At 69.4% G+C, this 1,246-nt stretch carries 1 protein-coding gene and 1 pseudogene; both read left to right on the top strand.

What is annotated here, in order from left to right; all coding sequences use genetic code 11:
• A partial coding sequence (locus tag WA762_RS35390; protein ID WP_335941699.1) for an electron transfer flavoprotein subunit beta/FixA family protein occupies nucleotides 1-615 on the top strand: 615 nt, incomplete at its 5' end.
• 53 nt (nucleotides 616-668) lie between these two features.
• A pseudogene (locus WA762_RS35395) lies at nucleotides 669-1,246 on the top strand (electron transfer flavoprotein subunit alpha/FixB family protein); the annotation flags it as partial.

Here is a 1,246-nt window from a genome sequence, read left to right on the forward strand (position 1 = left end):
GAGGTCACGGTGGTGACGGTGGGTCCGGAGGATGCGCGGGACGCGTTGCGCAAGGCGTTGTCGATGGGTGTGGACCGGGCGGTTCATGTGGAGGACGACGGTTTGCATGGTTCGGATGTGATGGGGACGTCGTTGGTTTTGGCGAGGGCGGTGGAGCGGGTCGGTTTCGATCTGGTGGTGGCGGGGATGGCGTCGACGGATGGTGGGGGTGGTGTGGTGCCGGCGTTGTTGGCGGAGCGGTTGGGTGTGCCGCAGGTGACGTTGTTGTCGCGGGTGTCGGTGGAGGGTGGTGTGGTGCGGGGTCGTCGGGACGGGGATGTGGCGTCGGAGGAGTTGGAGGCGTCGTTGCCGGCGGTGGTGTCGGTGACGGACCAGTCGGGTGAGGCGCGGTATCCGTCGTTCAAGGGGATCATGGCGGCGAAGAAGAAGCCGGTGGAGTCGTGGGATCTGGATGATCTGGGTGTGGAGGCCGGTGAGGTGGGTCTTGAGGGTGCGTGGACGAGGGTGGTGTCGGTGGCGGAGCGGCCGGCGAGGTCGGCGGGGACGGTCGTGAGGGACGAGGGCGAGGGCGGGAGGCTGCTCGCGGAGTTCCTGGCGGGCCGGAAGTTCATCTGACGGCCCGGGTTTCGTGGCTGTTCTTCGACTCATCGTGGCGGGAGACCATTTCCATGGCTGAAGTTCTTGTTTTCGTCGATCATGTGGGCGGTGTGGTGCGCAAGCCCACGCTGGAGTTGCTGGCGTTGGCGCGTCGGGTGGGTGAGCCGGTCGCGGTGGCGGTGGGTGAGGGTGCCGGGGGCACGGCGGGTGTGCTCGGTGGGCATGGTGCGGTGCGGGTGCTGGTGGACGAGGCTTCGGAGTACCGGGATTTCCTGGTGGTGCCGAAGGTGGAGGCGTTGGTGGCCGCTGTGGAGGCGGTGGGGCCGGTGGCGGTGCTGGTGTCGTCGTCGGGGGAGGGCAAGGAGATCGCGGCGCGTGTGGCGTTGCGGACCGGGTCGGGTGTGATCACCGACGCGGTGGACGTGGAGGCCGGGGAGGGGGGTGTGGTGGTGACGCAGTCGGTGTTCGCGGCGTCGTTCACGACCCGGTCCCAGGTGGTGCGGGGGGCTGCGGTGGTCGCGGTGAAGCCGAACTCGGCGGCGGTCGAGGCGGTCGCGGCGGCGGGTGCGGTGGAGGCGTTGGACGTGGTGTTCTCGAAGGAGGCGTCGGGGACGCGGGTGACGGGGCGTGCGCCGCGTGAGTCGACGGG

It is taken from the genome of Streptomyces tyrfis (genome assembly GCF_037034285.1).
Classification (GTDB): Bacteria; Actinomycetota; Actinomycetes; order Streptomycetales; family Streptomycetaceae; genus Streptomyces.